At 69.9% G+C, this 26,397-nt stretch carries 20 protein-coding genes; 10 read left to right on the top strand and 10 right to left on the bottom strand.

Annotation, left to right across the window (positions count from 1 at the left end; genetic code table 11):
• Positions 1 to 30: 30 nt before the first annotated feature.
• Entirely contained in the window at positions 31 to 330 is a 300-nt protein-coding gene (locus DAT35_RS39350; protein WP_108074477.1) for a hypothetical protein, read from the top strand.
• Between the two features lie 11 nt (positions 331 to 341).
• Positions 342 to 1,154 (top strand): ParA family protein, encoded by an 813-nt coding sequence (locus tag DAT35_RS39345; RefSeq protein ID WP_108074411.1) that lies wholly within the window; start codon positions 342 to 344, stop codon positions 1,152 to 1,154.
• 21 nt (positions 1,155 to 1,175) lie between these two features.
• Here DAT35_RS39345 and pdxY read toward each other — a convergent pair whose 3' ends face one another.
• Both pdxY and DAT35_RS39335 read right to left on the bottom strand, forming a co-directional pair.
• On the bottom strand, positions 1,176 to 2,033 hold the full coding sequence (gene pdxY, locus DAT35_RS39340) for a pyridoxal kinase PdxY (protein WP_108074410.1): 858 nt from the start codon (positions 2,031 to 2,033) through the stop codon (positions 1,176 to 1,178).
• Positions 2,034 to 2,157: 124 nt separating this feature from the next.
• The gene (locus DAT35_RS39335) at positions 2,158 to 2,835 is read right to left on the bottom strand and encodes a polyhydroxyalkanoate synthesis regulator DNA-binding domain-containing protein (RefSeq protein ID WP_108074409.1); all 678 of its coding nucleotides are present in this window, start codon (positions 2,833 to 2,835) and stop codon (positions 2,158 to 2,160) included.
• A gap of 151 nt (positions 2,836 to 2,986) precedes the next feature.
• On the opposite strand from DAT35_RS39335, the gene DAT35_RS39330 reads away from it, so the two are divergent.
• Positions 2,987 to 5,311, top strand: coding sequence for a zinc-ribbon domain-containing protein (locus DAT35_RS39330; protein ID WP_108074408.1), 2,325 nt, complete (start codon positions 2,987 to 2,989; stop codon positions 5,309 to 5,311).
• Positions 5,298 to 6,044: a hypothetical protein gene (locus tag DAT35_RS39325; RefSeq protein ID WP_108074407.1), complete on the top strand. Its 747-nt coding sequence runs from the start codon at positions 5,298 to 5,300 to the stop codon at positions 6,042 to 6,044. Before DAT35_RS39330 ends, DAT35_RS39325 begins: the two co-directional genes overlap by 14 nt.
• On the opposite strand, the gene DAT35_RS39320 is transcribed toward DAT35_RS39325, so the two are convergent.
• A complete protein-coding gene (locus DAT35_RS39320) occupies positions 6,041 to 6,271 on the bottom strand; it encodes a twin-arginine translocase TatA/TatE family subunit (RefSeq protein ID WP_108074476.1) in 231 nt (76 codons plus the stop codon). The two genes, DAT35_RS39325 and DAT35_RS39320, sit on opposite strands and share 4 nt — an antisense overlap.
• A gap of 110 nt (positions 6,272 to 6,381) precedes the next feature.
• On the opposite strand from DAT35_RS39320, the gene DAT35_RS39315 reads away from it, so the two are divergent.
• A complete protein-coding gene (locus DAT35_RS39315) occupies positions 6,382 to 7,110 on the top strand; it encodes a glycerophosphodiester phosphodiesterase family protein (protein ID WP_108074475.1) in 729 nt (242 codons plus the stop codon).
• Here the strand turns inward: DAT35_RS39315 and DAT35_RS39310 are convergent.
• From DAT35_RS39310 to DAT35_RS39300, 3 genes are all read right to left on the bottom strand, one after another.
• Positions 7,107 to 8,066, bottom strand: a complete 960-nt coding sequence (locus DAT35_RS39310) for a hypothetical protein (protein WP_108074406.1) — start codon at positions 8,064 to 8,066, stop codon at positions 7,107 to 7,109. The genes DAT35_RS39315 and DAT35_RS39310 overlap by 4 nt on opposite strands.
• A 163-nt stretch (positions 8,067 to 8,229) precedes the next feature.
• Entirely contained in the window at positions 8,230 to 11,466 is a 3,237-nt protein-coding gene (locus tag DAT35_RS39305; RefSeq protein WP_108074405.1) for an MXAN_5808 family serine peptidase, read from the bottom strand.
• A gap of 224 nt (positions 11,467 to 11,690) precedes the next feature.
• On the bottom strand, positions 11,691 to 12,497 hold the full coding sequence (locus tag DAT35_RS39300) for an EI24 domain-containing protein (RefSeq protein WP_108074404.1): 807 nt from the start codon (positions 12,495 to 12,497) through the stop codon (positions 11,691 to 11,693).
• Between the two features lie 58 nt (positions 12,498 to 12,555).
• Between DAT35_RS39300 and DAT35_RS39295 the strand changes: the two genes are divergently transcribed.
• On the top strand, positions 12,556 to 13,893 hold the full coding sequence (locus DAT35_RS39295; protein ID WP_108074403.1) for a glutamate--cysteine ligase: 1,338 nt from the start codon (positions 12,556 to 12,558) through the stop codon (positions 13,891 to 13,893).
• Positions 13,894 to 14,046: 153 nt separating this feature from the next.
• A complete protein-coding gene (locus DAT35_RS61290; protein ID WP_233261985.1) occupies positions 14,047 to 15,690 on the top strand; it encodes a sensor histidine kinase in 1,644 nt (547 codons plus the stop codon).
• Between the two features lie 97 nt (positions 15,691 to 15,787).
• Here DAT35_RS61290 and DAT35_RS39285 read toward each other — a convergent pair whose 3' ends face one another.
• The 4 genes from DAT35_RS39285 to alaS form a co-directional block, all read right to left on the bottom strand.
• Positions 15,788 to 16,420 carry an outer membrane beta-barrel protein gene (locus DAT35_RS39285; protein ID WP_233261984.1) on the bottom strand — a complete coding sequence of 211 codons (633 nt, stop codon included), beginning with the start codon at positions 16,418 to 16,420 and terminating at the stop codon, positions 15,788 to 15,790.
• 160 nt (positions 16,421 to 16,580) lie between these two features.
• On the bottom strand, positions 16,581 to 19,931 hold the full coding sequence (locus DAT35_RS61285; RefSeq protein WP_233261983.1) for an Hsp70 family protein: 3,351 nt from the start codon (positions 19,929 to 19,931) through the stop codon (positions 16,581 to 16,583).
• 22 nt (positions 19,932 to 19,953) lie between these two features.
• Entirely contained in the window at positions 19,954 to 20,586 is a 633-nt protein-coding gene (locus DAT35_RS39270; protein WP_108074401.1) for a DUF4352 domain-containing protein, read from the bottom strand.
• Positions 20,583 to 23,276, bottom strand: a complete 2,694-nt coding sequence (gene alaS / locus DAT35_RS39265; RefSeq protein WP_108074472.1) for an alanine--tRNA ligase — start codon at positions 23,274 to 23,276, stop codon at positions 20,583 to 20,585. The genes DAT35_RS39270 and alaS overlap by 4 nt, the downstream gene beginning before the upstream one ends.
• A 72-nt stretch (positions 23,277 to 23,348) precedes the next feature.
• Between alaS and DAT35_RS39260 the strand changes: the two genes are divergently transcribed.
• The 3 genes from DAT35_RS39260 to DAT35_RS39250 all read left to right on the top strand — a co-directional run bounded on the left by DAT35_RS39260 (position 23,349) and on the right by DAT35_RS39250 (position 26,227).
• Positions 23,349 to 24,092 carry a HEAT repeat domain-containing protein gene (locus DAT35_RS39260; protein ID WP_108074400.1) on the top strand — a complete coding sequence of 248 codons (744 nt, stop codon included), beginning with the start codon at positions 23,349 to 23,351 and terminating at the stop codon, positions 24,090 to 24,092.
• A gap of 58 nt (positions 24,093 to 24,150) precedes the next feature.
• Complete coding sequence (locus tag DAT35_RS39255; RefSeq protein WP_108074399.1) at positions 24,151 to 24,897, top strand: HEAT repeat domain-containing protein; 747 nt, start codon at positions 24,151 to 24,153, stop codon at positions 24,895 to 24,897.
• A gap of 73 nt (positions 24,898 to 24,970) precedes the next feature.
• A complete protein-coding gene (locus DAT35_RS39250) occupies positions 24,971 to 26,227 on the top strand; it encodes a HEAT repeat domain-containing protein (RefSeq protein WP_108074398.1) in 1,257 nt (418 codons plus the stop codon).
• Positions 26,228 to 26,397 lie beyond the last annotated feature (170 nt).

Genomic DNA, 26,397 nt, shown 5'->3' with positions numbered 1-26,397 from the left:
CCCCCACGCGGATGCATGGAGACGTTCATGATGCTCAGAGACAACCCGATGGTGAAGAAGCTCGTCGAGACCGGCGAGGAGCGCGTGGGCAAGCTGGCGCAGCAGCTCATGTCCAACGAGAAGTTCGTGGCGGCGGTGCAGGGGCTGGTCGCGCGCTCGCTGGCGGCCAAGGGCACTCTGGATGGGGCGCTGCGCTCGGCGCTGTCGGCGATGAACCTGCCCTCCACCGCGGACCTGGAGCAGCTGCGCAACAAGGTGGATGACCTGGAGCGGCTGCTGTCCTCGGTGGAGTCCAAGGTGGACACGCTGGTGGCGGCCAAGAAGAAGTAGGGGCAACCCACATGCGGCGCATCGCCTTCATCAACGAGAAGGGTGGCACCTGCAAGACGACGCTGGCGGTCAACACCGCCGCGTGGCTCGCGCGGGACAGGGGCCTCAAGGTCCTGCTGGTGGACCTGGACACGCAGGGGCACTCGGGCAAGTCGCTCGGGCTGGACGTGCGCACCCTGCCACGCAACGTGTTCCACCTGCTCACTGAGCCGGCCGTGCGCCTGGAGGACGTGGTGCGGCCCTCGGCCATCGAGGGCCTCTCCGTCCTGCCCGCTTACAAGGAGATGGCGGACTTTCCGCTCGTGGTGGCCCAGGACGAGCGGCGTGCCCACCGGCTCGCCGAGCGGCTCGCGCCGGCCGAGGCCGCCGGCTACGACGTCGTCGTCTTCGATGCCCCGCCGTCCATGGGCATCACCACGCGCAACATCCTCGTGGCCGCCACCGAGGTGGTGGTGCCCGTGGCCCTCACGTACTTCGCGCTCGATGGCTGTGCCGAGGTGGCTGACACCGTCCGCCAGGTGGCCGAGTCCGAGGGCCGTCCCGAGCTGCGCATCACCAAGGTGGTGCCCACGCTCTACCGGCGCACCGCGCTCGCTACCGCCATCCTCGAGCGCCTCAAGGCCTACTTCCCAGATTCCCTCGCCGCCACGCCCCTGGGCTACAACGTCAAGGTGGACGAGGCCCAGAGCCACGGGAAGACCATCTGGGAGTACGCCCCGAGCAGCACGGGGGCCCGGATGCTCGGCGCCATCGCCGCGGAGATCTTCGACGGCGCGCCCGCCAAGGCGGCGAAGCGCAGCCGGAAGGCGTCCCGCGTGGCGTAGGGCCGCCCCCTCCGGCGCGGCTCAGGCCACCCGCTCCACCGCGAAGCGCCGGGTGGGGGCCACCAGCTCCTCCTGGGCGGCGATGAGCTGGAGCTCGCGCGCTCCCGCCGCGTGGGTGGCGGAGAAGATGCCGAAGATGGAGGCCGCCGTCTCCCCGAGCGCCTCTCCCGCGTCTCGGCCGCGCAGCAGGTGCGAGAGGAAGAGCGCCGCCACGGCGTCGCCCGCGCCGTTGGGCGGAGGCTGGATGGGCAGCAGCGGGGTGAGCACCAGCCAGGCACCCGACTGGGTGGCCGCCAGCATCTCGATGGTTCCGGGAGCCGTGCCTTCCCTCTGCAGGCTCGTTACCAGCACCACCTTCGGGCCCAGCTCGCGCACCGCCGAGGCCGCCGCCAGCGCGTCCTCCAGGGTGCGGATGGTGCGCCCGGTGAGGTACTCCAGCTCGAACTGGTTGGGGGTGATGATGTCGGCGGCGGGCACGGCCCGCTCGCGCATGAACTCGGGGATGCCCGGCCGCACGAAGATGCCCCGGCCCACGTCTCCCATCACCGGATCGCAGCAGTACAGCGCCCGGGGATTGGCCGCTCGCACCTGCGCCACCGTGTCGAGGATGACCGCGCCGGTCGCCGCATCGCCCATGTAACCGGACAGCACGGCCTGGCACTGCGCCAGCACGCCCCTCTCGACGATGCCGCCCACCACGTCCGCCACATGGGAGGGCTCGAAGACCTGCCCGCGCCAGCGTCCGTAGCCGGAGTGGTTGCTGAACTGCACCGTGTTCACCGGCCACACGTCATGGCCGAGGCGCTGCAGGGGAAAGGTCGCTGACCGGTTGCCGACGTACCCGTAGGCGACATGGGATTGGATGGAGAGGATGGCCATGGTGTTTCCCTACTCAGGGTAGGTCTCCCATCGCTCAATCGGTGAAGTCGATGAGCAACGGGCGCCTCACCCCGGCCCCCTCCGAGGCGGAAGGGGCGGGCAGGGGAGGGCAGGGCAGGCGGGGTTACGGTTGCTGCTTCTTCTCGAGCTCGTCCAGCTTCTTCTCGAGCTCACCCAGGCGCTGCGTGAGCACCGCCATGTCGCGGCCGAGCGCCGGCAGGTTGCCCGCCAGGTTCTCCACGACGTGCTTCACCCGCTCGTCGATGCGCCGCTGCCAGTCCTCCAGCGCGCGCTGGCTGGCCTTGAGCAGCTCCGCCGCGCCACCCGCACCTCCGGCGGTGTTGGCGGCCTCTTCCGGCTTGGGCTCGGCCGGCTGCTCGGCGGGCGTGGGCTCGGCCGCCTCCTCGGGGCCCCCCTCGCGCTTGTCCTCACGCCGCAGCAGCTTGTCCAGCCGCGACTCGGCCTCCTCTCGGATGGAGACCACTCGCGGGGTGACTTCCTTCTGGATGAAGTCCGTCAGCGACTCGCTCGGATGGCGGATGATCTGCCGGAGCACCGTCAGGGGCATCCGGTTCCGCTTCTTCTCCTCCTCGAAGATGATCTGCGCGAGGGTGACCGAGGTGAGATCCTCTTTCGTCCGGTTGTCGACGATCTGGACCTCCACGCCGTCCTTGATCATCGCGGCGATCTCATCGAGCGTCACATATCGGCTCTCGACAGTGTCGTAGAGCTTGCGGTTGGTATACCGCTTGATGACCTTGGGCTCTTTGCCCGGCACGCCTGCCTGCTCTGGCTCGCTCATAATCTGGTTCTCCGCCTGCGTCCGGCGCTCGCGCACACGGTGGGGGGAGTGAAGCCTGTAGCAGAGGGGGTGGGGGCGGGCAAGCCGGGTGGAGGCCTGCTCGCGGTGGTTGCCTCTCTGCGCCTATACTCACGGACCGGCCGAGCCCTGAATGATCGTCAAGTGTGAGCGGTGTCAGACGCGTTTCAAGATCCCCGACGAGAAGGTCTCCGAGAAGGGGGTCAAGGTTCGCTGCACCAAGTGTCAGCATACCTTCCGGGTCGCACGTGAGGACGCTCCGTCCGCCGCGTCCGCCCCGGCCTTCCCTCCCGCCGAGGCGGCTCCGTCCGCGAAGCCCCCGGCCACCCCCCGTTCGGGCACGCCCCTCGAGGTGCCTCGGACCTCCGCGCCTGGCGGCGCGCCGCAGGCCAAGGCCCCGGGTGTCGCCGCGCCTCGAGGCGGCGTCCCGGCCGGTGTGCCGCGCGTCCCCTCGATGGAGCCGCCGAAGACCCCGGCCACCATCGACCTGGACCCGCTGATGGAGTTCATCGGCGAGAACACCCCCACTCCCGCCGAGGCCCTCAAGCTCGTTGCGAAGGCCACCCTTCCCAACAAGCCCGCGGGGGCGCCCGCGGTGGGACCGGCCGCCCAGGCTCCGGCGCCCAAGCCCGCCCCGGCCCCCAAGCCGGCCCAGGGGGCCGCGCCCGTGCCGCTCCAGGTTCCGGCGAAGAGCCCCGTGCCCGTGCCCGTTCCGGCGAAGAGCCCCGCGCCTGCTCCCGTTCCGGCGAAGAGCCCCGCGCTCGCTCCCGTGAGCAGCGCGCCCTTCTCCTTCGACGAGGACAACCCGTTCGGCTCGGATGATGTCGATTCGACGATCGCCGGCTCGATGCCCACGTTGGCCCCGGCCCCGGCCCCCAAGCCGGCTCCGGTGCCCGTGCAGGTGCCGGCTCGGAGCGCACCGCCGGCCCCGAAGCCAGCCCATGCCGCGCCCGTGCCGGTCCAGGTCCCGACGAGGAGCCCCGCGCCCGCGCCCGTCCCCGCTCCCGCGCCGCGAGCCAGTGCGCCGATGGCGTTCGAGGAGAACGATCCGTTCTCGCTGCCCCCGGAGGATGCGCCGACGGTTCCGGCCACGCCCACACTGCAGCCCCGGGGCGTCGCGCCCGCGCCGATGGCGTTCGAGGAGAACGATCCGTTCTCGCTGCCCCCGGAGGATGCGCCGACGATCTCGGCCATGCCCACGCTGCCGCCCGCTCCGGCGCCCAAGCCGGCCAGGGCCCCCGCGCCCATTCCGATCCCAGCCGTGGATCCGAACGAGATGGAGGGGCTCGAGGGGAACAACCCGTTCGTCTCGTTCGACCCCGTGGCGGCACTGCCTCCGGCTTCCGCGAAGGCGCCGCCCGCGCCCATTCCGATCCCGGCCGCGGACCCGAACGAGATGGAGGGGCTCGAGGGGAACAACCCGTTCGTCTCGTTCGACCCCGTGGCGGCACTGCCTCCGGCCTCCGCGAAGGCTCCCGCACCCGTGTCGAGCCCCGCTCCTGCCGCGCCGAGCCCCGCTCCTGCCGCGTCTGGCATTCCAGACTGGGGTGCGCCCCAGCAGCCGCCACCGAGTGGCATTCCGGACTGGGGTGCGCCCCAGCAGCCGCCGCCGAGTGGCATTCCAGATTGGGGTGCGCCTCAGCAGCCGCCGCCGAGTGGCATTCCAGATTGGGGAGCCACGCAGACGGTCGCGGCGACGCCCATCGCCAAGGCGAACGCGCCGACGGAGCGCAACCCGTTCCCGGACTTCCCCGGGGCCGGCGCTCCGAGCACGGAGATCCTCCCCGACCTGCCCTTGGCGACACCGACGCCCGCGCCGCCGGTGATCGCCGCGCCGCCCACGCAGAAGCAGGAAGTGCCCAAGGAGCGCACGGGCCCGCGTCTGGTGCAGCGTCTGGCCGCGGTGGCCGCACAGCTCGTGGTGGCGGCGGTGCTCGTGGTCGGCCTGGCCGCCGTGGGCAGTGCCTGGCTCAACGGAGGCAGGGTGGAGCTGTCAGCCCTGTCGCCCTCGCGCCTCCGGGAGACGGTGTCGCCCACGCGGCCCCTGGTGGCCAAGGAGCTCTCCAACGGTCTCTACGAGACCCGTGATGGGCACGCGCTCTTCTTCGTCCGGGGCGAGGTGGAGAACCGGGGCACTGCTCCCGTCCGCGTGAAGGCGGGCGTCGTGCTGTATGACGGGGACCAGAAGGTGAAGTCCGCGGAAGGCATCGCGGGCGCCGTGCCCTCGCCCGAGGAGCTCTACTCGCTGCAGACCGCCAGCGAGACCGACGCGCTTCGGGCCCGTCTGGACGCCGCCGCGAAGGAGGTGGCTCCCGGCACCCGGGCTCCCTTCGTCGTCCTCTTCTACGAGTACCCGTCGGACCTGGCCAGCTTCCGGCTCGAGGTGACGCTCGAGCCGCAGGCCGCGATGGCGGCCAAGGAGGTCAGGGAGGGAACCGCCGACAATGCCCAGCCGTGAGGAGGCCAAGGCCGTCGTCCGGCGGCTTCACGCCCTGAGTGGGAGCGCGGAGATCGTCCGCAAGGCCGCCGCACGTGAGCTCGCGCGGAGGGATCCGCTCGACGCCAACGAGCTGCTCCACCACGTCATCTTCCTGGCGCGCGACGCCTGGGAGCCGGCCACCTGTGTCCTCTCCGCCTTCGTGGCGGCGCTGGGCCAGGAGGCCGCGAGCATTCCGTATGCGGACTCACTGCGGCGCATGGCCGAGGTGCAGTCCCTGGAGTCGGTGGCGGACCTCTTCGAGACGGCACCGGCCCGCAAGGAGTTCGACGAGGACGCGGCGGCCAAGGCGGACGCCAAGGTCCTCACCCAGTCCCTGGGGCACCTCAAGCAGCAGGCCCGGCTCACCCGGGATCCCGATGTGCTCTCGAGGCTGGCCACGGTGAGCAACCCCTCGGTGGTGCGCAACGCGCTGCTCAACCCCCGGCTCACCGAGCCCCTGGTGGTGCGCATGGCGGCGCGCCGTCCCGCCCGGCCGGAGCCGCTGGTGGAGATCTGGAAGTCCTCGCGCTGGTCGTCGCGCCACGCGGTGCGCCGGGCGCTCGTCTTCAACCCGTACCTGCCGCCGGAAGTGGGGGTGAAGATCGTCCCCCTGCTCAACGCGAGCGACCTGGCCGAGCTGGCCGCGGACGCGTCGGTGCACCCCTCCCTGCGTGAGCAGGCCTCGAGGCTACTGGCGGGCGAGTCCCGCTAACCGCGCTTGGGGCCGGAGTCGGTGTACTCGGCGTCGGAGACGTCCTGGCCGCGCTTGGTTCGGGACAGGGTCTTCGCGTCGACGAGATCCTCGCCCTTGGAGGCCTTCTTGAACGAGTAGACGAACTTGCCCACCGCGTTGCCGAGTTGGCCCATCCGGGCGGCGGAGAACACCACCACCAGGATGAAGGCGATGAACAGGATCTCCCCGGTGCGCAGTCCCAGCATGCCGTGCACAGTGCAGCAACGACCGGAGGGAGGCAAGGGTCCGTCATGTCCAGGGTGGGGTGGGTGCCGGGACGCTCGCCCTCGGGGCCGGGCTGTTGCACATTGGGGACATGCTCCTGCTCGCCCACCGAGGTGCCAGCGCCGATGCCCCCGAGAACACCCTCGCCGCCTTCCAGGAGGCCGTGGCCCAGGGGGCCGACGGCGTGGAACTGGACGCCATGGTGTGTGGCTCCGGCGAGGTGGTGGTGTGTCATGACGAGAAGCTGGACCGGCTCGCCGGCGTGCCCTGGGAGGTGCGCACCACGTCCTGGTGGAAGTTGCAACAGGCGGATGTGGGCAGCCGGCTCGGCTTCGCGCCCGCGCGCATTCCCCTCTTGGAGGAGGTGCTGGACGCGCTGCCCGCGCACTTCCTCATCAACATCGAGCTCAAGTGCGATCAGTCCGACGACGGGGGGCTCTCGCGAAAGGTGGCGGAGATCGTCACCCGCCGGGGGCTGGGCGAGCGCGTGGTCATCTCCAGCTTCAACCCGCTGTGCCTCTTCCGGACGGCGGCCGCCGCGCCCTCGCTGCGCCGCGGCTTCCTCATCGACCCGGACAAGCGCTGGGGCCCGCAGGCGTACGTGGTGACGCCGCTCGTGTCGTCCCACTCGGTGCACCCGTACCATGGGCAGTGCACACCGGAGCGGGTGGAGGAGTGGCTCCGCCGGGGTCTGCGCGTGGCGGTGTGGACGGTGGATGACCCGGAGCGGGCCCGGGCGCTGGAGGAGATGGGCGTCTCCTACCTCATCACCAACAAGCCCCGCGTCATCCGCGAGGCCCTGCGTGGCAAGGCGGCCTAGAAGTCCAGGCCCATCGTGACGTTGAAGGCGGCCACCGTGGGCAGGGCGCGATCCTTCGTCGTGGTCGTGACCGTCTTGTCTGAGTTCTGCTCGGTGTGGGTCACCGCGATCTTGCCCTGGCTGCTGAGGGAGAACTCGGCGCCGAGCTGCAGCGCGCCACCGATGAAGCGCACGCCGCCGTAGAGGCGGGTGTTGATGTTCTTCCCGAGCGTCACCGGCTCGTAGACGCTGGTGTTGTCCAGGCCCGCGTATTGGTTGGTCGGGTTGAGCGTGCTGTTCAGCGTCCGGCTCTGATCGAAGTCGATCGTTTCCGAGCTGGCCATCACGCCCACCAGGTCGAGGCCGCCGTAGGGGGTGAGGGTGATCATGCCGCCGAGCGGGAACTGCTTGCCCACGCCCACATCGAGGCCGGCCGCCGTCAGGTCGAAGTCCCGGTTGCCCATCAGGCGCGTCACGTGGGCACGCACCCCCACGTCCGGCAGCCAGGTGAAGCCCTCGTTGACGGCCCACTTCAGCTCGCCGGTGGCGGCGTACATGCTGCTGCGGTCGATCCACCCCACGCGAGCGCCCAGCTCCAGCGAGAAGGGCAGGCCCTTGCGTATGTGCACCGAGGGCAGCAGCAGCGAGTCCGTCTGCGGGCGCTCCGTGGGAAGGATCACCGAGGAGGGCAGGCCGATGACGCTCAGCTCCGCGTTGACGGAGAAGCCCGCGTGCCCCAGCGTCTCCGGGGGCATCAGGTTGACCGAGGTCATCACCGCGGCGAAGGTGCGGGCGAAGGCGCGGAAGTTCCCGTTGGCCTCCTCGTTGAAGCCTTTCGAGAACTCGGTCTGGTTCGAGTTCGAGTACGCACTGGGGTTGCCCAGCTTCGTGATCTGGGTGAAGTCGTTGCGATCCGCGTACGCGGCGGGGCCGCACACCAGCACCGCGAGGGCCATCCAACGGCTGAACGTCCGCATCCTCAGTACCGCCTCCCGAGGCGCGCGTCCGGCGACGGCGCCAGTAGGGGGCGACGCTAGCGTGCGTCTAAGGAAAGCGTCAATAAAACGGGCGGCTTCCGAGGGGGCAGGGGAGCCCCGACGAAAGCCGCCCGGAAGGCAGCCGAACAGCCGAGCTACTTCGTTACGGCGTGGCTGACTTGGCCGGCTTGGTGACCGTGGCCGGAGCCGTCAGCTTCTGGGCCACCTCGGCCGGACGGCGGCGGATGACCAGGGTGCGGCGGCTGGCGAAGTCGGTGCTCTCGCGGGCCACCACCAGGACGCTGTTGTTGCCCTCCTTGAGGGAGAACTCGGTGGAGAACTTGAGCTTGTGCGGCTCGCCCCCCTTGGCGTTGGCGTCCACGGCCTGGAAGTAGACCTTCTGGTCGTTCACCAGGACGTACATGTCCAGCAGACCCTGGACGTCATCCACCTCGCCGGAGAGGGTGTACTTGTCGCCGTTGGCCACCACGCCGCCCTGGCTGGAGTCCAGGTCGAGCTTGATCTCCGGAGGCGAGCGGCGGGCCACATACGTCAGCCCCTGGAGAGGCGTGGCCTTGCCGCGAGCGTCGCGGACGTCCTGGGCGCGCACGAAGGCGAACCGGTCCTTCTCCAGCTCCACTCGGTAGTAGCCCTTGGTGACGGCATCGGTGTTGAGCACCGCCGGCTTGGACAGCTTGGCCAGCACGGTGGCGTCCTGCTGCGGCGAGGCCAGCAGCTCCGCCTTCTCCGCCACCTTCACCAGGCCCTTCTTCGGCTCGAGCTTGGCCACCGGGGCGTCCGTCACCGGCAGCTGGAGCTTCTCCATGGAGAACTCCTCCAGAGGCTCGTCGAGGATGGCCAGCTTCAGCGGGAAGGAGTCCTCCTTGAAGCCCTTCTTCACCTCGAGCTGGAAGCGCGCCGTCTTCGTCTCGCCCGGAGCGAGCTCGCCCAGCTTGAAGCGGCCCTTCTCGATGAAGATGTTCGGGTCGCCGACATTCTTGATTTGAGCGAACGAGTCGAGCGCCTTGCCCTTGCCGGTGTTCGTCACGTCCAGCACCAGGGTGACGTCCTCGCCGCGCTGGGCGACGCCGTCGCGGTTGCACGTCTCGCACTCGTCGACCACCTGCCAGTTGAAGGCGAAGGCGGGCCGCGGCAGCTCCGTGAAGTTCAGCTCGCTCACCAGCGTGGTGGGCAGCGGGCCGTTGTCGTCGAGGAACTTCACCGTCACGTCGTCGCGGCGCGAGGTCATGTCCTTGGGCAGGCGCACCTTCACCTTCCAGGTCTTCTTCTCACCCGGGGCGAGGCTGCCGATGACGAACTCGCGGCGGTCCAGGTAGTAGTTGTCGCTCTCGGTCCAGGCGCGCACGCGCTTGAGGGGCTCGCTGCCCTTGTTCTCCGCGGTGAGGGCCAGGTCGAACGTCTCGCCCGCGGTGATGTGCTGGTCCGCGGTGGGGGTGAAGGAGGCCACGAGCTTCACGTCCTTGGGCGTGGGGCCCGGGCTCCAGTCCACGTTGAGCGCGCTGATGGCGGAGTTGATGCGCTGCTCCTCCTCGCGGCGCTTCTTCTCCACGAAGTCCTTGCCCTTCTGCAGCATCGTCTGCCGGTTGTTGTAGGGCACCTGGAGGACGTACTCGCGGGCGAACTGCACCTCGAAGTCCTCCTTCACCTCGTCCTGGCTCTCCGCGTCGAGCTGATCATCCAGCTCCTCGCTCGCGCCCACCGAGTCCACGTCCAGCAGCGGGTGGCCAGCCTGCGTCTTGGGGGCCTCCTTGGCGGCCGTCTCGGGATCCTTCTTGGCGGCCTCCTCCTGCTGCTTCTTGGCGGCCGCCAGCTGCTTCTCGTCCAGCTTGAGGTACTTCACCGACTCCAGCGGCTTCTGGCGGCCGAGCACGTCCTCGCGCTTCTTGGCCACCGAGTCCGAGTTCGGGTTGCCGAAGTGCTGATCCAGGTCCGCCTCGCCAATCGTCTTGCGCGGGGCGAACACCACCACGCGCTCGTCGGTGACGGCCGAGGGCACCAGCTCGATGTCCGGGACGATACCGACCTCCTGGATGGAGACGTCGCCCGGGGTGAGGTACTTGGCGATGGTCAGCTTGAGCGCGCTGTCGTCCGGGAAGTCATAGAGCACCTGCACGCTGCCCTTGCCGAACGTCTGGCGGCCGATGATGACGGCGCGGTCCAGGTTCTTGAGCGCTCCGGCGACGATCTCCGACGCCGAGGCGCTGCCCGCGTTCACCAGCACCGCCACCGGGAAGGACTCCTCACCCTCGTCCGGACGGGCGCGCTTCTCCTCGCGCAGCTTGTCCGACAGGCCCACCGTCGACACGATGGTGCCGTTGGAGACGAACGTGTCCGACACCTGGATGGCCTGCTCCAGCAGACCGCCCGGGTTGCCGCGCAGATCCAACACCACGCCCTTCAGCCCACCCTTGGACTCCGTCTGCCGGCGCATGTCCGCGAGCGCCGCCTGCAAGTCACGCGTGGTGTTGCCCTGGAAGTTCTTCAGCCGGACGTAGCCCACGTTGCCCGCCAGCAGCTTGGACTGCACGCTCTCGATGGAGATCATCGCGCGGCTGAGCGTCATCGGGTGCGGCTTGTCCCAGGCCTTGCGCTCCACGGTGATGCTCACGCGGCTGTCCACCGGGCCGCGCAGCTTGGACACGGCCTCGTTGAGGTCCATGTTGACCGTGGACTCCTCGCCAATCTTCTTGATCTGGTCATCCTTCTGGATGCCCGCGCGGGCCGCCGGCGTCTTGGGCAGCACCTTGACGACGGTGAGGTTGCCCTCGCGCATCTGGATGACGAAGCCCAGGCCACCGAACTCACCCTTGGTGGACAGCTTCATCTCCCGGTACACCTCGGGGCGCAGCAGCACCGAGTGGGGGTCCAGGGTGGAGAGCATCCCGTTGACGGCCGCGTACTCGATGTCGCGGGTGTCCTCCATGGGACGCATGTTCTTGCTCACGAAGTCGAAGACGTCCTTGAGGGTGAAGGACATCTTCCAGAGCGAGTCCACGTGGCTGATGTCGAACTCGCGCGTCTTGCCGTTGACGTTGACGTTGAGCTTGCCCGTCTCGGCGTTGCCGTCCACGAGCACGTCCGGGACGCTCTTCTCCACGTACTCCAGCGCGGCGATCATCATCTCCTTGGGCCGCACGCGCTTGGGGTCGACGTAGTTGTCCTTCACATAGAGGATGACCTTCGTGAAGACGCGCAGCGAGGAGAGGTCGTGCTGCGCGCCTCCCTTCTCGCCCGAGACGCGGGTGGAGTCGGAGGCGCTACCCTGGCCGGCCTCCGCCGCGCCGAGTGTCAGGGGCAAGGGCGCCCGGTCGTTGCCCACGAGGGCCCAGGCGCCAAGGAGAACGGCGACGGCGGTGATCCGGCGAAAGAGTCGCGGCATGGTTCATCCAGGTTGGGGCTCGTGAGCCCCGGGGGTGATGCGTGAAAAGCCCAGCGAATTCGAGCGGTTGGCGGTGAAGAACGGGTGCCGGGAGCGACCGGGCAAGCCTAATCATGGACCCCTGGTGCTTCAAGCGGACGCCTACAAGCAACGTTGGAGAACGCCACGAGCGCGCGTTGCGTTCCCGCGCCGGGGCCAACAAACGAGACAGTCGGGCGGGGGGATTATTTCCCGGAGGGCGTGGGCGGTGGGGGCACGTTCCCCGTGGCGACCAGCCCCCGGTAGAGGAGCGTGCCGCCAACCACCGCCACGGGAAGAAAGAAGCTGTTGAGGATTGGAATCCAGAGCAGGACGTAGACCCCCGCCCCGAAGCCCAGGCAGAGCAGCCAGCGCTCGCGCAGTGCCCGGCGCACCTCGGAGAAGGGGTACAGGTGGCGCGTCATGGGCGCGGCCAGATGTTCACCCGCCAGCCAGAGCATCGTCCACAGGGTCCCCAGCACCGTCCACGTCACGTTGCCCACCACGGGCACCAGGTTGAGGGGGAAGAGCACGGCCAGCCCCAGCACCAGCAGGAGGACGCGCATCAGGGTGTGTCCCACGCTGGTCACCAGTCCCTGAAGGAAGGCGCCGAGCCGGAAGGGCGGCGGGCTGTAGCCCCCACACTGCTCCTCGGTGAGCTCCGACAGCGGATCCTGCAGCGGGGCCAGCACCAGGGGCAGCACCACGTTGGCCCCCACCACCAGCAGCACGAGGAACATCAGCACCAGGAGGAGGTACCAGAGGACCCGGCCGTACCAGGCCTCGGGGCGCGTCCACAGCCAGCCCAACAACTCCGGCGAGTACACCCAGAGTGCGGCGAAGAGGCCCCCCAGTGCGACCAGGGTGACGACCGCGCAGAGCGCCGACAGGAGCAGCAGCCGCGGCGTCCGGAAGATGAGACTCCAGGCCCGGCCCAGCAGGCCGAGTCCTTGGAAGAAGTCCGTTGGACCCGAGCGAGCGGAGAGGGTTGGCACCGGCGATGGGTGGGTCATTTCCTGGACGATGCGCAAATGACGGCGGCAGGGTCAACGACCGTTATATAGGGCCGCCATGTCTCTCGACCTCCAGCGTGCAGCCTCCGAGCCGATCACCTCCATCGACCAGTTGCTGGCCGGTTTCCGGTCCGCCGAGAAGCCCCGCTCCAAACACCTGCTGGGGCTCGAACACGAGAAGTTCGTCTATCCGCTCCACGGCGCGAACCCCGTGCCCTACGACGGCCCCTCGGGAATCGGCGCGCTGCTCGAACGGCTGGCGCCCGCTGGCTACACGCCCTTCCGGGAGACGCCCTCCTCGCCCATCATCGCCCTGCAGAAGGGCATGCTCACCATCTCCCTGGAGCCCGGGGGTCAGTTCGAGCTGTCCGGCTCGCCCTGGCGCACCGCTCGCGAGGCCCACGCCGAGAACCTGGCCCACCTGGCCGAGGTGAAGGCCGCCGCCTCCCAACTCGGGCTGCGTCTGGTGGCCCTGGGCTACCGGCCCTTCGGCACTCCCGAGGCCATGTCGTGGATGCCCAAGTCGCGCTACGGCGCCATGCGTCAGAGCCTCCCCGAGCGCGGCCGCCTGGCGCACAACATGATGTTGATGACCTCCACCGGGCAGGTGTCGCTCGATTGGGAGGACGAGGCCGACTGTGTCCGCAAGACGGTGCTCGTGGCGCGCCTGGCCCCGCTGATGGTGGGCCTCTATGCCAACAGCCCGCTGGTGGACGGCAAGCCCTCGGGCTACCTGTCCTTCCGCTGTCGGGTCTGGGACGAAGTGGACCCCACGCGCTGTGGTTACCTCCGCTCCTTCTTCGACGGCTCCTTCTCCTACCGCGCCTATGTGGACTGGGCCCTGGACGCCCCCATCCTCTTCCTGCGCCGGCGCGGGGAGTACCTCCGTCCGAAGATGACCTTCCGCCAGTTCATCCAGCAGGGCTTCGAGGGCAGCCCCGCCGATATGTCCGACTGGACGGATCACCTCTCCACGCTCTTCCCCGAGGTGCGTCTCAAGAAGGTCGTCGAGGTACGCGGCGCGGACTGCGTGTCGGCGCCGATGACGGGGGCGCTCGCGGCGCTGTGGCGCGGGCTGCTCTACGACCGCGGGGCCCTGGAGGAGGCCGAGCGGCTGCTGCCGCGGCTGTCCTACGAGGAGCACGTGGCCTTCCACGACACCGCGCGCCGGCAGGGACTCGCCGGGCGGCTCGGCAACCAGGAACTGCACCGGCTCGCCGGGGAGATGGTGGCCATCGCCCGCAGGGGCCTGGAGCGGCTGGATGCCGCGGATGCGCCCTTGCTCGCTCCGCTCGCCGAGGTGGCTGCCTCGGGGCGCTCGCCCGCGGAGGCCGTGCTGGACGCCTGGGAGAAGGATCCCCGCTCCGAGTCCCTTCTCGGGCGTTTCACGCTTTGATAACTAGTCGACAAATACCGTCCTGCTGGATAATTCCGCTATGACTTGAGTGGTCGTCTGGGGTATTGGCCGCGCGGGTTTCGGGCCCAGGCAGCAGGGCGGTTCGCGGCGGCGTGTGGTGTGCCCGGAGTTCCCTTCCGAGAGGCCATCACGATGACGGTGCGCGGCAAGATCCTGTTGTTCGCGGTGGTGGCGGTGGGGCTCGTCGCGGTGGTGGGGGGCGCGCTGTTCCACCTGGCCAGCCAGGGGGTGACGAGCACGCGGGAGGTGTTCTCCATGCAGGAGCAGAACACCCTCTACGGCAAGCTGACGGGAGACGGCATCTGGGTGCCGCACGCCTTGCTCGAGGCGCATGAGCATGGGCAGGACACCCGGGGCGTGTTCGACGGGCAGCTGCGGCGCGCCAAGGAGGACTTCGAGCAACTCCAGGAGTTGGTGCGGCAGGAGGTCGAACCCGAGGCCCTGCTGGAGGAACTCACCCGGCTCGGCCAGGTGCGCGAGGCACACCTGGCCTGGATGCGACGCACGCAGGCGCGGGTGCGCGAGGTCCACGCGGGCCAGGAGGATCGCTTCCTGCACGAGGCGCTCGACGCCTTCCACGGGGAGGTGATGCCGTACCTCGACGCGGCCTGGCAGGTGAAACGCACCCGCCTGGCGGAGCACAAGCGCCAGCGCCTCGAGGACCTCCGGGTGGGTCTGGTGCTCAGCGTGGTGGTTCCCCTGGTGGCGTTGCTGCTCGTGCTCGGGATGGGGGGCACCCTGTTCATCACCATGCGGCGCTCGTCGCTGGAGCTGCTGCGGGGAGCGGAGCGCATTGGCCGGGGCGACTTCGCCACCGAGCTGCCGGCGCGGAGCGCTGACGAGTACGGCTCCATGGCGCGGGCCTTCAACCGGATGGCCGCCGAGCTGCGCGACACCGTGCGGGAGAAGGAGCGGCTGGCCAAGGCCGAAGCCGAGGCCTCGGAGCGGGAGATGCGTCGCTACAACTCCCTGCTGGAGGAGACCGTGCGCCGGCGCACCGCCGAGCTGGAGGAGGCCAATGCCCAGCTCCTCTTCGCTGACCGGCTGGCGACGGTGGGCCAGCTCGCGGCGGGCGTGGGCCATGAGATCAACAACCCGCTCGCGTTCATCCTCGCCAACCTGCGCTTCGCGCGGGAGGAGCTGGAGAGGATGCAGGGCGCTCCCTCCTCCGAGGATCGCGACGAGCTGCTGGCGGCGCTCACCGAGGCGCACGAGGGGGCCGAGCGGGTGCGCCTGCTGGTGCAGGACCTGAAGATGCTCGCCCGGGCGGACGACGCGCAGAGCGGCCCGGTGGACGTGGGGGCCGTGCTGCGGAGTGCCTCGAAGATGGCGGCCCATGAAATCCGTCACCGGGCGCGGCTCGTGATGCAGGCGGATGGAGTTCCCCTGGTGCGGGGCAGCGCGGCCCGGCTGTGTCAGGTGTTCCTCAACCTGCTCATCAACGCGGCGCACGCCATCCTGCCGGGACAGGTGGAGCGCCATGAAATCAAGCTGACGGCCCGGGTCGCTGTGGATGCCCGCGTCCTCGTGGAGGTGAGCGACTCCGGCTGCGGCATCCCGGCGGAGAACCTGGAGCGCATCTTTCGTCCGTTCTTCACCACCAAGCCCGCGGGTGTCGGGAGCGGGCTGGGGCTCTCGGTGTGCCAGCGCATCATCGCGGCGCACGGCGGGGACATCTCCGTCGAGAGCGTGGTGGGCCGGGGCACCACCTTCCGGATCCTCCTGCCGGTCCACACCGCCGCGGAGGCCCCGGCCGCCACCGAGATGGCCGTCTGAGCCGTTCGGAGTCAGGACCCGACAGCCTCGAGCGCCGCCGCACCTGCTCTCGCGAGGTACGGTGGGGCTCGAGGCCGTGACGACAGGTGACGAGCCGCTAGAACTGGCCGCCGACCGACAGGTTGTAGTTGATCAGGCCGCCCGAGGTCTGACCCGTCCCGGTGGCCTGGTCCGCGAAGGACGTACCGAAGAGGGGCCGGTACGTGAAGCGTGCACCCGCGAAGACGTGACGGGTGAAGTGGTAGTCCGCGCCGGCCGCGAGCGGCACTTCCTCGATGAAGTCGTTCTTGTAGAGGAACTCGGCGCCTTCGCTGGCGTTGAGGTAGCTCAGGCCGAGGCCCGCTCCCAGGTACGGGAAGAGCTTGTCCTTGAGCAGAAGCGGGCCCCCCTTGGCCATGAGGCTGAGGTTGTGGCGCCACATGGCCTCGCCATTGCCGACACGCGAGTCGTCGATGGGCAGGCGCTGTCCCTCGTAGCTCGCCTCGATACCGAGGAAGCGCCAGGGCTGTGCATCGGCGGCGACGCCGAGCAGCCCGCCCGTGCCCGTGCGGCTTCCCGCGTTCCCGGTGAAGTTTCCAAAGCCTCCGCGCAAGTCGGCGCCCACTGGCGTCTTGCCCTCCTCGAACTTGAAGCCTGGGGCGACCCGTGTGGCGTCGATGGCCGCGAACGCCGAGCCCGCGGTGCAGAAGGCCACCAACGCGATACCTCCCATCCACGAACGAACCCTCATCTCGTCCTCCCGTCACTGGGGTGTCTGCTGGGCGAAATCTGGGCATTCGTCCGGAATGAGAAGCACTGGACCCCGCACCTTCCGGGATGCCCGTGCACGACTCGGGCATGACGTGGAGCGCATGCATGGCCCCTCGCCCCGTCCGGAGGGATGAGGCGGCTCAGCGGCGGCCGAAGAGCTTGCGCAGTCCGGAGAGGAGCCCACCCGGACGCGCCTCGGGCTCGCCCTCCAGCGGCGAGCGGGCGATGACGGCCTCCAGCTCCGCGTCCTCGGGCATGTCCGCGGCGAGGGTGACCGCGTGGCGCTTCACGCCGGGCAGGGTGGCCGCGAGCGAGAGGGTGCCGTCCTGCGAGAGGCTGAAGTGCACCTCGGCCTCGCCCGGGCGCTCGAGGGTGAAGGCGAGCGTGCCGAGGTACTCGTTCTCCGCGGCCACCGGCGAGGGCCCCTGGAAGAGGGCAAGCGTGAGCGGCCCGGGCGTGACGGGAATGACGAGCGTCTTCTCCGCGGGCAGGCGGGTGTTGCGCTCGAGGACACGGCGCAGCGTGCCTCCGCGCTCGGCCACGCCGATGGGGACGGAGAGCACCTCGGAGACGGTGGCGCCGGGCTTGCCCGCCGCGGCATCCAACAGTCCCTGGCCGAGCAGCGCCGCGCCGAGCGCCGCGGAGTGGGTGGCCTCCACGTCCGCGCGCACGGGCACGCCCAGGCTCTCTTCCAGCCGGCGGCGCACCAGGGGCGAGCGGCCCTGGCCTCCCAACAACAGCACTTCGTCGAGCCCCTGGGGCGTGAGCGCGCTGGACTCGAGCACCTGACGGACCACGAGGGTGATGCGCTGCACGAGCTCCGTGGTGAGGGACTCCAGACGCTCGCGGTTGAGCGAGAACGGCGCCGGGCCACCGGGGAGCGGGAGGGAGACCTCCTCGCGCTCACTGAGGGCTACCTTGGCGGCCTCGGCGGCGGTGAGCAGGGGGAGCCAGTCGGAGGGGTGCTCGGGGCGGGGGATGCCCTGGGCCTCGCGCTCACTGGCGAGCGCCTCGGCGATGCGCGCGTCGAAGTCCATGCCGCCCACGGTGGGATCTCCCCCGGTGGTGATGACCTCGAGGTCGTCGCCGGTGAGCTGGACGACGGAGACGTCGAGACCGCCGCCCCCGAGCTCCACCACGAGGATGCGCTTGCGTGCGAGCACCCGCCCGTGGCCGAAGGCGAGCGCCGCGGCCGAGGGAGCATTGAGGATGCGCAGCACGTCGAGCCCGGCGAGCGTGCCGGCCTCGCGCATGGCGGCGCGCTGGCGGTCATCGAAGTGGGCGGGGACGCAGAGGACGGCGCGCGAGGCCTCGTGGCGGAGGAAGGCGCTGGCGGCGGACTTGAGCTCACGCAGGAGCCGGGCGGCGAGCTCGGGGAGGAGGAGGCTGCGGCCGTGGAGCTCGAGGCTGGCGTCCCCGCGAGGGCCGGCGACGATGGAGAAGGGCAGGGGACCGCCGAGAGTGCGCACCAGGGGCGAGCGGGCGCGCAGCCCGAGGAACCGTCGGAGCCCGTGGACGGCGTGGCGCGGGGAGCGCTCGGCCTCGGTCCTGGCGGCCGCGCCCACGAGGAGCTGGCCTGCCTCGTCGGCGGCGACGAGCGAGGAGAGGGCCTGGGACTCGCCGATGGGGATGAGCTGGAGCGAGCCCTGGTGGTGGACGGCGACGCGCGCCTGCGAGGTGCCGAGGTCGATGCCGAGCACCACTTCGGGATGCGCGGCGGTCACGGGAGGAGCGGCGGCCACGTCGAGGATGGCGCGACGGCGGCGCGTGGGAGCCTCCCGGGGCTCGGAGGGAGCGGGCGCGTCGAGAGCGGCGGGAGTCGAGGAGGGCTCCACGGGGGTGGAGGGGACGGCCGGTGCCGGAGTCTCGGAGACGGGTGGCTCCATGCTCACGGGGACGGACGGCCCCACGGAGACAGAGACGGGCGGCTCCGGGCGCGCGGAAACGGATATCTCCACGGGAGCCGGAGTCATCGGTCCTGGTGCCGCGGGAGCGGGCGGCTCCGGGCGTGCGGAGACGGGTGGCTCCACGGGGGGCGGAGCCATCGCTCCGGGTGCCACGGGAGCGGGCGGCTCCGGGCGTGCGGAGACGGGTGGCTCCACGGGGAGCGGAGCCATCGCTCCGGGTGCCACGGGAGCGGGCGGCTCGGGCTCCGAGGCGATGCTTGTGGAGGGCTCCAGTTCCTCGGGAGCGAGGTGCTCCAGGACGGCGTTGGCGATGAGGTCCTGGGTCGTGGGCCGAGCGGGAACCGGGGTCATGGTGCGCCTGAGGGGCGCGGGTTCGATGCGCTCGGGTGCGGAGGGCTCCGCCTGGGTGGTCGCACTTACGGGTTCAGGTGCGGAGGTGCTGGGCCAGGTGGGCTGTTCCGGCTTCTCGGTCACGGAGACCGGGACACTGATCGGTGCGGGAGCCTCGGATGGCCGAGGCGTGGCCGAGACTTGAGGTCCGGCGCTGGTGGTGGGCTCCTCCGCTACCACTCGGGCGGGTTCAGCTGGTTTCGGAGCGGGCGGGACGCCCCGCTGAGCGGATGGAGTAGCGGGAGGCATCTCCGCCGCTGGCGGAGTGGGTGCGGCCGGTTTCGGAGCGGGCGGGACGGTCTGCGGGGCGGTGACCGACGTCGCGGGCTTCGCGATGGCGGTGCCTGTCCGGGGTGGTGCCGAGGAGTCCGCTGGCTTCGCGGAGACGGTGGGAGCCACCTGCGTGGTCGTCGCGGGTGTGCGGGGCTGGGCCTGCCGGGGTGCGGCCGGGGCTGCCTGTTTCGCCGCGACCGGAGCCATGGGCTTCGGAGCGTTGGCCGTGCTGGAGGCGGCCGGTTTCGGAGTGGCTGCGAGTGGTCGCGCCGCTGCGTTGGGAGATGCTGCCGATGAATCTGCGGCCGGTGGAGCCGTGGGCGCAGCCGGCGTGTGTGGGGCCGGAGCGTCGGGTGCTCCTGCTCCAGTGGCGGCCGGCTTCGGGGTGAGGGGACGTGGCGCGGCCTGCTGGCGAAGCGCTTCCGCGGAGATGACGGGCCGCCCACGCTTCGCCCCTTCCGGACGAGGCGCTGGCTGTCCCGTCCGTGGCTCCTGGCTCTCGGTGGGCGCCTCCGCGCGGGTTTCCGGAGGCTGCTCGAGGACCTGCTCGGGACCGGGAGCGGGGGCACTGGTGGCCGTGTGACCGGACTCGGCGGTGCTCGCGTGATTCGAGCCCCTGCGCGCCACGATGCGGTCGATGAGCGCCTTGCTGTGCGCATCGAGGCGGACGAAGCGCACGGTCATTCCGGCTCGAGGGCCCTCGGCCTGGGACTTCACCACCAGGCCCTCGCCGCGCAGCAGACGCCCTCCATCGGCCAGCACCAGCTCGAAGGCGAGCCCGGTGCCCTCGGGCTTGGGCGAGCGCGTGGCGATGAAGAGGCCCCCACGCGCGACGTTGGGGCCGTACTTCTCGACGAAGTCCTCCTCCGTGGCGTACGGGAGGCGGATGCGCAGCGGGAGGAGCTTGGGCTCGACCGTCACCGTCACCGCCTCCCGGAGGGCCTCATCGCAGCGGAAGACGGGCGTCCTGGCCGCCGCGAGTGGGAATCAGGAGGGCCAGTCCGGGCGCCATGGCGGCCGGAGGCACCTCGAAGACGAGGGCCACGGACTCGCTCTGTTGCTGCTGCCAGGTGTGGTCCAGGATGCGGGTGCCGCCGACGGTCTGGGCATCTCGGGCGATGGGGTACTCCTTGCCTTCCGCGTCCACGAGCCGGGCCGCGGACAAGGTCACATCCACGGGCTCCGGGCCGGTGTTCTCGACCTGGAGCTTCACGAGGACGAAGAGATCCGTGGTGGTGAGGGCCACCTTGCCCGTGCCGCTCAGGGAGTGCAGCGACTCCATGCGGGCGGGCCGCAGGGAGAGCGTGTCCACCTTCACGGGCTGCTTCGAGGGCAGGGTGTACGTCCTGGCCTCGTCCTCCTCTTGGCCCGCGGCGAGCCCGGCGAGCCGGGCGTTGGGGTCCTCGGGCACGTTGGGCGCGGCGGTGGGCATCCCGCCCTGGTTCACGCGGTCCACCTCCTGGCGGAGCTTCGCCAGGGTGCGGTCCTCGAGGGGGGCGGGCTCGTCCTTCGTGCAGCCCCCTGCGAGGGCCGCCGCGCACAGGAGCGCCGTGAGGCCACGGGCGGAGGGGCTCATGCGAGGTGGGTCCCCTTCACCAGCTCGTAGAGCTTGTCGAAGGCGGCGGGGATTCGCGAGGGGTCCTCGCCACCGCCCTGGGCCAGGTCCGGCTTGCCACCGCCGCGGCCGTTGACCTCCTTGGCCAGCTCCTTGAGCAGGTTGCCCGCGTGGATGCCGCGCGCCACCACGTCCTTGGTGGCCGCCACGAGCAGGACGACCTTGCCGTCCTTCTCGCCGCCGATGAGCACCACGCCGGACTTGATGCGGTCGCGCAGCTGGTCCGCCAGCCCGCGGTACACGTTCGGGTCCGCCGGATCCATCCGCGTGGCGAGCACCTTGATGCCGTTGATGTCGCGCGCCTGCTCAAGCAGGTCCTTGCTGGAGCCGGCCTGGGCCTTGACGGCCACCTCCTCGACCTTCTTCTCCAGCTCCTTCACGCGCTTCTGCGTGGCCTCCACGCGCTTGACCAGATCCTTGGGCGAGGTCTTCAAGAGCTCGGCGACCTTCTTCAGCTCGCGCTCCGTCTCGCGCACGTACTGGAGGGCGCCGGTGCCGGTGACGGCGGTGATGCGCCGCACGCCCGAGGCCACGCCGCTCTCGGTGACGATCTTGAACAGCCCGATGTCACCGCTGCGCCGCACGTGGGTGCCGCCGCACAGCTCGGTGGACTGAGGGTGCACGGTGACGACGCGCACCGTCTCACCGTACTTCTCGCCGAACATGGCGACGGCGCCGGACTTCTTGGCGTCCTCCAGGTTCATCACGCGCGTCTGGGCCTCGGAGTTCTCGCGCACCCAGCCGTTGACCAGGTCCTCCACCTGCTCCTGCTGCTCGTGCGTCATGGGCGAGAAGTGCGAGAAGTCGAAGCGCAGGTAGTCCGGCGCCACCACGGAGCCGGCCTGCTTGACGTGCTCGCCGAGCACCATCTTGAGCGCCTTGTGCAGCAGGTGCGTGGCCGAGTGGTTGGCGCGGATGGACGAGCGCCGCTCGCCGTCGACGCCGGCCTGCACCATGTCACCAGCCTTGATGGAGCCCTGGGTCACCTTCACCTGGTGGACGATGAGGCCCTGCACCGGGCGCTGCGCATCCCGCACCTCGGCCACCGCCTTGCCGCCGTGGCCCACGATGCGGCCGGTGTCGCCCACCTGGCCGCCGGACTCGCCGTAGAAGGGCGTGCGGTCCAGCACGAGCTCCACTTCATCGCCCGCGCTGGCCGAGGCCAGCTCGATGCCGTTCTTGATGATGGCGCGCACGGAGCCCTCGCCCTCGTGGCCCACGCCCTCGTAGCCGAGGAACTCGCTGGGGCCCAGGCGCTCCAGGAGCTGGTGGTACACCGCGCCGATGGCCTTGTCCTTGGTGCTGAACTCGTCGCCCTTCTCGGCCTCTTCCTTCTTCTTCTGGTTGAAGCCCTCGATGTCGGCGCCGAGCCCGCGCTCCTTGAGGATGATCTCCGTGAGATCCCACGGGAAGCCGTAGGTGCTGTGCAGGTCCCACACCTTGTCGCCCGAGAGGACCTTCTCCCCGGACTGCTTCATCCGGGCCACTTCCTCGTCGATGAGCTTCAGGCCGCGGTTGAGCGTCTTGCGGAAGCTCTCCTCCTCGTGCTTGGAGACCTCGAGCAGGAAGGTGCGGTTGTCACGCAGCTCGGGGTAGGCATCGCCCATGAGCTCGATGACGCGGTCCACGACCTTGAAGAAGAACAGCTCGTCGAGCCCCAGCAGCGAGCCGTGGCGGATGGCGCGGCGCATGATGCGGCGCAGGACGTAGCCGCGGCCCTCGTTGGAGGGCTGCACACCATCGGCGATGAGGAACGCGGCCGCGCGGCTGTGGTCCGCCACCACGCGCATGGAGGCTCCGCCCTCCTGGGTGTAGGGCTTGCCCACCAGCTCGCTCACCTTGGAGATGATGCTCTGGAAGAGGTCCGTGTCGTAGTTGGAGCGCTTGCCCTGCACGACGGAGGCGATGCGCTCCAGGCCCGCGCCCGTGTCGATGGACGGCTTGGGCAGCGGAATCAGCGCCGCGTCCTTCTCCTTGCGCTCGAACTGCATGAACACGAGGTTCCAGATTTCGAGCCACCGGTCGCAGTCGCACGCCACGCCCTGACACTTGCGGCCCGCGGCCACCTCGGCACAGGGGATGTCGTCACCCTGGTGGAAGTGGATTTCGGAGCAGGGGCCGCACGGGCCGGTGTCGCCCATGGCCCAGAAGTTGTCCTTGAGGCCGAGCTTGAGGATGCGGTCGCGGGACACGCCCTGCTTCGCCCACAGCTCGAAGGCCTCCTCGTCCCAGGGGATGCCGCCCTCGCCGTTGAACACGGTGACGGCGAGCCGCTCCTTGGACAGCCCGAGCGTCTTCGTCACGAACTCCCAGCCGTACGCGATGGCGTCGGCCTTGAAGTAGTCGCCGAAGGAGAAGTTGCCGAGCATCTCGAAGAACGTGTGGTGCCGGGCGGTGTAGCCCACGTTGTCGAGGTCGTTGTGCTTGCCGCCGGCGCGCACGCACTTCTGCGAAGTGGTGGCTCGCGAATAGTCGCGCTTCTCACGGCCGGTGAAGACGTCCTTGAACTGGACCATGCCCGCGTTGGTGAACAGCAGGGTGGGGTCGTTCTGGGGGACGAGGGCAGACGACGCGACGCGGCGGTGGCCGCGCTCTTCGAAGAACTTGAGGAACGCCTCTCGAATCTGGGAAGCGGACAGGACAGAGGACATGGTGAGGGTATATGCCACAAGTGGGGGGTGCGCTGCGTTTCTTAAGGACCGGGCTAGGATCCAGCCTCTGACATGCGCTCTCCATCCCACCTTATCTCCCTCCTCCTGGTTGTCCTCCCGGCGACCGTCCTGGCTCAAACGGACGCCCAGACCGCCTCGCTCGCCCGGAGGTTGAAGCAGGGGGCCGAGCCCGAGCACCGCATCCAGGCGGCGCGCCTGCTGGGAGAATCGGATGACCCCGAGGCGCTCCAGCCCCTGTGCTCCGGACTGGAGGACGCGAGCGCCGAGGTACGGGCGGCGGCGGCCGGGGGGTTGGAGAAGCTGGGGGAGTTGGGCGGGCTGGAGTGTCTGGAGGCCCACAAGGACGAGCCGGATGCGGCGGCCCGGGCGGCCCAGGAGTCGGCCCTGCGCTCCCTGCGCGCATTGAAGGCGAAGCCGCCGCGGCTGTACGTGATGCTCGCGGAGGTGAAGGACACGACGGGGACGCTGCCGCCGGAGCTGGTGAAGCTCACCGAGGCCCGGCTGCGGCGCAAGCTGGTGCAGTCCGGGGCGTGGCTGGCGCCGGAGAAGGAGAGCGAGGCGGCGGCGAAGGGAGTGCTGCGCAAGCAGAAGATTCAGGGCTACCGGCTGGTGACGGAGATCCGCCCCGGGCCCTCGGAGGGGTTGAAGCTGTCGGTGATGTGCCTGCGCTATCCGGGCAAGCAGCTGCTGGGGAACGTGGAAGTCCAGGCATCCGGGGGAGAGCCCGGGGATCTGCTCGCGGCGCTGGCTCCGCGCGCCATCGAGGAGGCCGCCGGCTCGTTCGGGTGGAAATAGTTCTCACCGCGGGTGAGCTGCGTTTCTCGGGTTCCGAGCGCTAGGATTTCTCTTCCGAATGCGGCGCCCGCTCTCGCTCATCACCCTGTTGCTGTTCACCGTGCCAGGAGTCGCCCTGGCCCAGGTGGATTCCCGAACCGCTTCCTTGAGCAAACAGCTCGGACAGGGCCAGGAGCCCCGGCTTCGCTCCCAGGCCGCGCAGGGTTTGGGGTCCTCGGATGATCCGGAGGCGCTCAAGCCGCTGTGTAACGGGCTGAAGGACTCGAGTGAGCAGGTGCGCGCGGCATCGGCCCAGGCCCTGGGGAAGCTGAAGGAACTGGCCGGGCTGGAGTGCCTGAAGGCGCGCAAGAGCGAGACGGACGCGGCGACACAGGCGGCCATCCAGACATCCATCCAGGTGCTGCAGGGGCTGAAAGAGCAGGCGCCGCGGCTGTACGTGATGTTCGCTGGGGTGAAGGACAAGACGGGAGGCCTGCGGCCGGAGGTGGTGAAGTTCGCCGAGGCGCGGATGCGGCGGAAGCTGACGCAGGTGGGGGCGCTGCTGGCGCCGGCGAAGGAGAGCAAGTCGGCGGCACAGGGGGTGCTGCGCAAGCACGGCATCCACGGCTTCAAGGTGCAGGCGGAGATCCACGACACGGAGTCGGGAGGCCTGAAGGTGCGGATGGTGTGCATCGGCTACCCGGACCAGGCGCTGCTGGGGGACGTGGAGGTGCAGGCGTCGGGAGCGAAGCCCGAGGATCTGCTCAAGGTGCTCGCGCCCCGCATCATCGAGGAGGCCGCGGACACGTTCGAGTGGGACACGTGAGGTCCTGAGAAGAAGCACGTGTTCGCGAGCCTGTTGTTGGGAGCACCCAGGGACTGCGCTAGACATCCAGGCCATGACCCAGGAGAACCCTGCACGGGAAGAGCTGGAGCACTGGTCCACGGTCGATCTCGACTCGGCGGAGGTCGCGCGCCGGGCGAGCAGGCTCATTCTCGACTTCGAGGCTCACCCCGAGAAGTACGCAGCCTCCGAGGACCTCACGTCGCCCTTCCATGACATCGTGGGGCTCTTTCAGCAGCCCACGGTCAAGGAAGCGGCGATCACCCTACGTGCCGAGGCCCTCCCCGCCCTGCTCCGCCTCTATGACGCGCGGCTGCGGGAGTGGCGGAAGGCCGGTCCTCGAAAGGACTACGATTCCGCCGCCAGCGATCTGCTCTTCGCACTGAAGATCTTCGCGATGTACCGGGGTGAGGAGGCGCTCCAGCGCATCATCGACGCGGCGCGAATTCCACTCGATGCGGATGGCTACATGTGGTCGGCCATCCTGTCCGCGCTCGTCAAGTCAGAGCCGGAGGCCGCCACTCGCGTCGCCGCCGCGCTCCGGGAGCCGCTCCCTCCAGGGTTCATCGCCGTGGCGCTGCTCGACATGGCCAATACGCTTGCGCGCGAGCACGGCGTCACCTCCCACCCCTTCGACACAGACCCGGGTCGTGAGCTGCTCCGGGCCTTTCTCACCGACAAGGACCCGGACCAGTTCTCGTACGCCCACAGCGCGGCGGCCAGCCTGCCCTTCCTGACGGGCTCGCGGGAGTTGTTCGCCCTTGCCCTGGAGCACCCCGACGTGGCGGTCCGCATGGAGGCAGCCTGGGCCGCCGCCCGGGGGGGTGATGCCCTGGCATTGGCGCGGCTCCAGGACTGGTCGAAGGACCCGAAGACCCGGAAACGCGCCATGACCTACCTCGAGGAGCTCGGTAGCCAGCCGGCGCCTGTCTCGGAGCAAGAGCGTCCCCAGCTCGACGCGATGGCCGAGATGAGCCAGTGGCTCGAGCACCCCGCGGAATTCGGCCGGGTGCCTGACCACCTCGAGGTCTACGACCACCGTCGGCTCTTCTGGCCGCCCACGAACGATGAGCGCGACGTATGGCTTTTCCGTTACCGCTACGAGGACGAAGAGGGCACACCGGAGGACGGCGTGGGCATGGTGGGCTCTGTCACCTTCGCTCTCTTCGGCGAGACGACGGCCGAGCTGCCTCCCGAAGACATCTACGCCCTGCACTGCGTCTGGGAGCTCCAGCAAAGCGGCGACGAGCGCGCACCGAAGGAGCGCACGGCCCAGGCAGGCCGGAAGCTCCTCGGATTTCCGGCGCGCTGATGGCTCTTTCAGGGCTCGGCGGCGGTCCCGAACGGCCGCGTGCGCTGGCCCGAAATGTCCGCTCTTTGTCCGGGTAGCGTCTGGGAAGCAGGCCCTGGGACTCTCCTGGGACTCTCCAGAGTACCCGGCATGTCGTCACTCCCGAGGGAAGGAAGGTGGGGGACGTGGAG

Origin of the sequence: Vitiosangium sp. GDMCC 1.1324, from assembly GCF_003044305.1 — a bacterium.
In the GTDB taxonomy this organism is placed as follows: Bacteria; Myxococcota; Myxococcia; order Myxococcales; family Myxococcaceae; genus Archangium.
Note: the sequence above shows the minus strand (reverse complement) of the source record. Positions and strands in the feature narration are given on the sequence as shown.